This window comes from Okeania sp. SIO2F5, from assembly GCF_010692685.1.
GTDB lineage: Bacteria > Cyanobacteriota > Cyanobacteriia > Cyanobacteriales > Microcoleaceae > Okeania > Okeania hirsuta.
Genome location: NZ_JAAHGU010000085.1, coordinates 25,772 through 32,044, shown reverse-complemented (window position 1 = coordinate 32,044; position 6,273 = coordinate 25,772). Strand labels below are relative to the sequence as shown.

Annotated in this window: 4 protein-coding genes and 1 pseudogene; all 5 read right to left on the bottom strand. The window is 34.6% G+C overall.

Annotated features, from left to right (window positions below):
- Window positions 1-24: 24 nt before the first annotated feature.
- Window positions 25-144: pseudogene (locus F6K27_RS22105) on the bottom strand (IS1 family transposase); the annotation flags it as partial.
- 74 nt (window positions 145-218) lie between these two features.
- The gene (locus F6K27_RS22100) at window positions 219-995 is read right to left on the bottom strand and encodes an amino acid ABC transporter ATP-binding protein (RefSeq protein ID WP_287278326.1); all 777 of its coding nucleotides are present in this window, start codon (window positions 993-995) and stop codon (window positions 219-221) included.
- Window positions 996-1,690: 695 nt separating this feature from the next.
- A complete protein-coding gene (locus F6K27_RS22095) occupies window positions 1,691-2,902 on the bottom strand; it encodes an amino acid ABC transporter permease (protein WP_287278324.1) in 1,212 nt (403 codons plus the stop codon).
- 1,059 nt (window positions 2,903-3,961) lie between these two features.
- Window positions 3,962-5,128 carry an amino acid ABC transporter permease gene (locus tag F6K27_RS22090; RefSeq protein ID WP_287278322.1) on the bottom strand — a complete coding sequence of 389 codons (1,167 nt, stop codon included), beginning with the start codon at window positions 5,126-5,128 and terminating at the stop codon, window positions 3,962-3,964.
- An 18-nt stretch (window positions 5,129-5,146) separates the two neighbouring features.
- A complete protein-coding gene (locus F6K27_RS22085) occupies window positions 5,147-6,193 on the bottom strand; it encodes an amino acid ABC transporter substrate-binding protein (protein ID WP_287278320.1) in 1,047 nt (348 codons plus the stop codon).
- Window positions 6,194-6,273: the final 80 nt, after the last annotated feature.

Genomic DNA, 6,273 nt, shown 5'->3' with positions numbered 1-6,273 from the left:
AGACGAGCATCGTCACTGTATCCGGCGTTGAGTTTGAGGATTCGATACAAATTGGCGACCGCAATTGACACAAATGTGGTTCTGCTGGCCGCGTCTGCGACCGTTCTTACGGATATGTTTAGATTGGTACTCTGGACATTCCATATTTTTTCCCTTTGACTTGCTCTGTCCCAACCTATCATTCATCCCGCAAATCTGCAACGCCTAATTTTTTAAACCTACAAAATCTGTGACAAAAATTGGCGCGTGCGTTCTTCCTTCGGGTGTTGAAAAAATTCTTCTGGGGTCGCCTCCTCTACCAATAACCCATCAGCCATTAATACGATCCGGTCTGCCACCTCCCTGGCAAACCCTACTTCGTGAGTCACAACTACCATCGTCATTCCCGAATTTGCCAAATTTCGCATTACATCCAACACTTCTCGCACCATCTCTGGGTCTAATGCAGAAGTCGGTTCGTCAAACAACATAATTTTTGGTTGCATCGCTAAAGCACGGGCGATCGCCACCCTTTGCTGCTGACCGCCAGAAAGTTGACCAGGAAATTTTTTTGCCTGTTCCAAAATACCGACTCTTTCCAAAAGTTGCATTGCCACTTCTTCTGCCTTGACTTTTGGCCATCGGCGCACCCATATTGGCGCTAAAGTCACATTTTGCAAAACTGTGAGATGGGGAAATAAATTAAACTGCTGAAATACCATTCCCACTTCTTGCCTAATTGCCTCAATATTTTTCAAGTCGTGGGATAAACTGATGTCATCAATAATAATGCTACCTTTTTGATATTCTTCTAAAGCATTAAAAGTACGGATAAAGGTGGATTTACCTGAGCCACTTGGCCCCATAATTACTACAACTTCTCCACGTTTTACTGTGAGACTTACTCCACGGAGGACATGAAAATTATTGCTGTACCACTTTTGAACATCTCTAGCAACTATTGCTAAATCAGAATCTATTTGTGTTTCAGTTTGTTTGGTTTTTGTTTCTGTCATAGAAGGGAATAGAGAATAGGGAATAGGGAACAGTAGGAAAAATATTTCCCTGTCTAAAGATCATTATCAGTATAAGTCCGCGCCTTATCTATCTATTTCTATAATATCTTTAAATGTATTTAATTTTATATTAGACATTTCTAGAAAAGAAGGAACAGGGAACAGTGAATAGGGAACAAGAATACATAATTGATAATTTATGGATAATCATTGATTTTATTTGTGATTTTTGGAGATGTCTATTTGACTATTTAAGTTATCTATCTATAGACAAGATTTTTAACTAATATACTTCTGGTCATTTCAGTTATCAGTTATCAGTTATCAGTTATTAGTTGTAATTATCAATTATTCATTACGGAGGACATAAAAATTATTGCTGTACCACTTTTTAATATCTCTAGTAACTATTGCTAAATCAGAATCTATTTGTGCTTCAGTTTGTTTGGTTTTTATTTCTGTCATTTTCAGCTATAGCAGTGAATAGGGAATAGGGAACAGGGAATAGTAGGAAAAATATTTCCCTTGCGTGATTATGAATAAATGTCTAAAAGCTATAAACCACATTTATAATCTAGCAAAATCATACAGTCATTTAGTAACGTCTAGTTTTTATATTTGACTAAGAAAAAAGATTATTATGAGTTATTGTTTTTAACTTTCTAAGTTTTTACTTTTTACTTTTTACTTTTGACTTAATTGTCAGTATTTAATTTTTTTTCTAACTGCCGACTTCCAATTGACATGGCATAACAAATAATCCAAAAAAGTATGCCGTTAAATAAATAAACTTCTGCATAATCTCCTAAAAATTGTGGTTGAGCTAAGATTGAGCGACTCATGCGTAATAATTCTGATAATCCGACGATTGATAATAAAGTTGTATCCTGAAATAGACTAATAAACTGACCTACAATTGAGGGAATAGCAACTTTTAATGCTTGGGGTAATACAATTAATCCTAATGCTAATGGAGTATTAAAACCTAATGCTTTTGCTGCTTCTGTTTGACCTCTTGGTACGGACTGTAAACCTCCTCTAATATTTTCTGCTAGGTAAGCTGAACTAAATAAAGTTAATCCTAATATTGCTCGTAAAATCCGGTCTGGTCGCATTCCATCTGGTAGAAATAGGGGAATCATAATTTGCCCCATAAATAAGATTGATATTAAAGGTAATCCTCGGATAATTTCAATATAACCAATAGAAAATATTTTGATTACTGGTAATTTACTTTGTCTGCCTAAAGCTAATAAAATTCCTAGAGGAAAAGATAGAAAAATGCTAACTATAGCCATTAATATAGTTAACATTAAACCTCCCCAGTCGTTTGTAGATACAGATTTTAAACCTAATCCTCCTCCGATTAACCAGATAATTAAGAGAAAGGCTATAAACCAAATAAAAGATATGTATTTACCTATATTTGGAATTTTTTTGCCTAAAATTTTTCCTACCCATGCAGTACTAATAACTAAAATAACTATTCCTATTAGTAAGAGTTTGAATGGGGTTGTTACTGGAATTAATAATAAAATGGCAGGTATGACAGCTAGAAAAATTAATACTGGTTGGGAAAATAATGTGGCTGAGTTTCTGGCAATAATTCCCCAAGAGAAACCAGATAAACTAGAAATTATGCTAACTATTAACCAGATGCGCCAATATTGGTCTTTAGGATATCTACCTACCATTAATAATGGCAAATTAACTTTGATTACTTCCCATTCTGCTTGAGTTGTTGCCCAAGAGATAAAACCTGTTATTCCCTTGGTAATAATGCTGAGTAAGATAATAGTTAATAAGGTGTTATACCAGGTACTAAAAAAATTTTGTCTGAGCCATTCTATAGGATTATTTTCCTGAAATGGAGGTGCTGATGATTTATTAGTATTAATTGTTTTCATATAATTAGGGTTTACCGAATAATTAATAATTAAGAGTTGATAGTTGATAGTTGATAGTTGATAGTTGATAGTTAATAATTATTAATTCAACAATTCACGCCTTGAAGCAGCCCCTTGGATAGGGGACAAAATAAGTGCTTATGCAAAATTAATTACACATTAGTTCTTATGCAAAATTAATTACACATTTTATTATATATCTCCAATCTTATCCAGAAGTTATCAATTATTTCTCCCTGTTCCCTGTTCCCTGTTCCCTGTTCCCTGTTCCCTCTCTCAACTAGGAAATTGATTTTGCACGACTACTTAAAAAAATCATTTTAGTCAATCCTATCCGTTTTAAGAAGAAGTAATTATTAATTATTAATTGTTAATTGTTAATTGCTGAACTATCTAATCTCAAAGCATTGACTGATATTGGCTAAAGTCTTTTTAGGGTTGAAAAAACTGCCTGGTTTTCAGTCCAAAACCCTCAAGGGGAGCGGAGGAGTTAGGGAGATGGGAGGATTTTTCGCTGGTGGTGAATTGCCATTATTTTTGTGACGTAAGGAGAGTTCATTAATTGATAATGGATAATTGATAATTACAAGAAGGTTAAAACCGTTACGGAATTGAAAATAAGGAAATATTATTTCTTCTCTTGGTCGATTGGATATGGTTAGGAAACCCATCCATCCCACCCTTCGGGAAGCTCCGAAGATCGACCGCTTTTTTGCCTTTGAAAGGGGAGGCTTTAAAGCAAAATTATTTAATTAATAATTATTAATTATTCGGTAATTATTAATTAGGGCTTGCTGATTTAATATTAAAGCATTGACTGATATTGGTTGTAGCATTTTTTTGTATAAAAAAGTATGAGCTTTTCGGTGGAAAGAGCTGCATAAAGCTATTGTTTCGGGATGATTATGACAGAAAAATTAAGGGAAAACTTTTCCGACTACCTCATTTATAATTCCTATTTTTCCTGATTTCTGACTCCTGACTTCTACCCCTAGCACTCATACTTGATTCAGCAAACCCTAATTAATAATTATTCATTATTCATTATTCATTGTTTTGTTATCTTTCTTTGAGTTGAACGCTTTTATTTAAGGAATTCATAGACAATGAAATTATCAAATTTATCAAAAGATAAACTGCCATAATTAGAATAAATACTTCTACTGGACGACCTGTTTGATTATAAGTAGTATTAGCAACTGAATATAAATCTGGATAACCAATAGCTATTGCTAAACTAGAGTTTTTTGCTAAGTTCATATATTGACTATTTAATGGTGGAATCATTACCCTTAATGCCTGGGGAAAAATTACCAACCGCATGACTAAACTAGATTTTAATCCTAAAGATTTTGCTGCTTCCCATTGTCCTTTTGGTACTGCTTGAATGCCGGAACGAACAATTTCAGCAATAAATGCACCTGTATAAAATACTAATCCTACCAGTAAAGCTGACAGTTCTAATGTTAAATTTAATCCCCCTTCTGTTGCTCCTGTTTCTGTTGCTATTGGTGGTTGCCAACCTAGAGCAAATATAATAATTAATAATTCGATAATTCCAATACTAATTACAGCGATAAGTTGAGGTTGACCAGAGGTAGCTTTTTCCGTCATTAACTTATTTCGCAACTGCCAAATAAATATAACAGCGATCGCTCCTATTACTAAAACTATTAACCATAACCAAACATTCAGAGTATTTTCCGGCCAAGGAATAGATATTCCTCGTTTACTCATAAATATTGGTCCTGGTAATTCTAATTTTTCTTCTGGTTTAGGGAGAGTGAAAAAAACTGCAAAATACCAGAAAAATAACTGTAATAGTAGAGGGGTATTTCTGACAACTTCTACATAAACCCGATTCAAATTTCGTAGTAACCAGTTTTCGGAAAAGCTAGTAATTCCTGCTAATATTCCGACTATTGTTGTGAAGAGAATTCCCAAAATCATTACTCGTAGGGAATTAATAAGACCTGCTAATAATACTTGAGTATAGGGGTATTTTGCTTTGTAGGGAATGAGACTTTCACTAATACTAAATCCTGCTTCGTTTCCTAGAAAACTAAATCCAAATTTTGTACCTTGTTGTACTAAATTACGGTTAAGATTGCTAATCATTATAGCTACAACCGTAATAAAAATTACTATGGCGATAACTTGTAAGGCAATACGCCAAAATCTTTCATCTCGCCATAGTGGAATTTTTTGATTTTCCTCGTCAATCATTTTTGTTGTTTAAAATTTTTAGCGAAAGGGTGGTGAATAAAGTAGACCGCCATTAGTCCACAAATTATTTTGACCGCGAGGTAGTTTAAATGGAGAATTTTTACCTAAGTTTCGGTCATAAACTTCACTATAGTTGCCTACTTGTTTAATTACACGATAGGCAAAATCATTACTTAAACCTAGACCTTCACCAAGATTTCCTTCTACTCCTAAAAATCGTCTCACTGTTGGGTCATCAGAATTTTTCTTCTCATCTACATTTGCTTGAGTAATACCTAATTCTTCAGCCTCTATCAAAGCATAAATTACCCATTTAATTACATCAAACCAAGCTGAATCATTATTCTTTGTTGCTGGACTCAAGGGTTCTTTTGAAAGGGTAGTATTTAAAATAATATGTTGTTCGGGATTAGGGAAAGTTTGACGACGACCCAACAACTGAGATTTATCGGAAGTCATCCCATCACAACGTCCTTCTGCATAAGCAGCATAAGCAGGGTCTGCTTGTTGAAATGTTAACGTCTCTGCTTCAATGTTTCGTTGACGGAGATTGTGGGTTAAATTTAGTTCTGTTGTTGTACCCGCTTCAACACAAATTGATTTGCCTTGCAAACCCTCTAAAGAATTAATCCCACTATCAGCACGGACCATCATCCCTTGACCATCATAAAATGTTGTGGGGGCAAACTCTAGACCAACGGTGGTATCTCGACTAATGGTCCAAGTTGTGTTGCGAGAAAGCATATCTACTTTTCCACCATTAAGAGCTGTGAAACGCTCAGTTGAATCTAGGTTACGATATTCTATAGCATTTGGGTCATTAAATAAAGCTGCTGCTACTGCTTTGCAAATATCCACATCTATTCCTGAATAGTTGCCATTTTGGTCTACAAAGCTAAATCCTGGTATGTATCCTTCTACACCACAATGTAGTTTGCCACGTTCTTTTACTACGTCTAGACGACTTTTTCCTGGTGGGGTTGGTTCATATGGAGATTTTTCACGAGATGTCAAGTATGTGGAAAATAGCAAAATTGTCAATAGCAAATATACCCATTTTTGCATAATTTCTTTTTAATATTGTGCTCAGAACTTTTCATCCTAATTTACTGTATCGGATGTATTGGAGCGATCGCTAATTAATT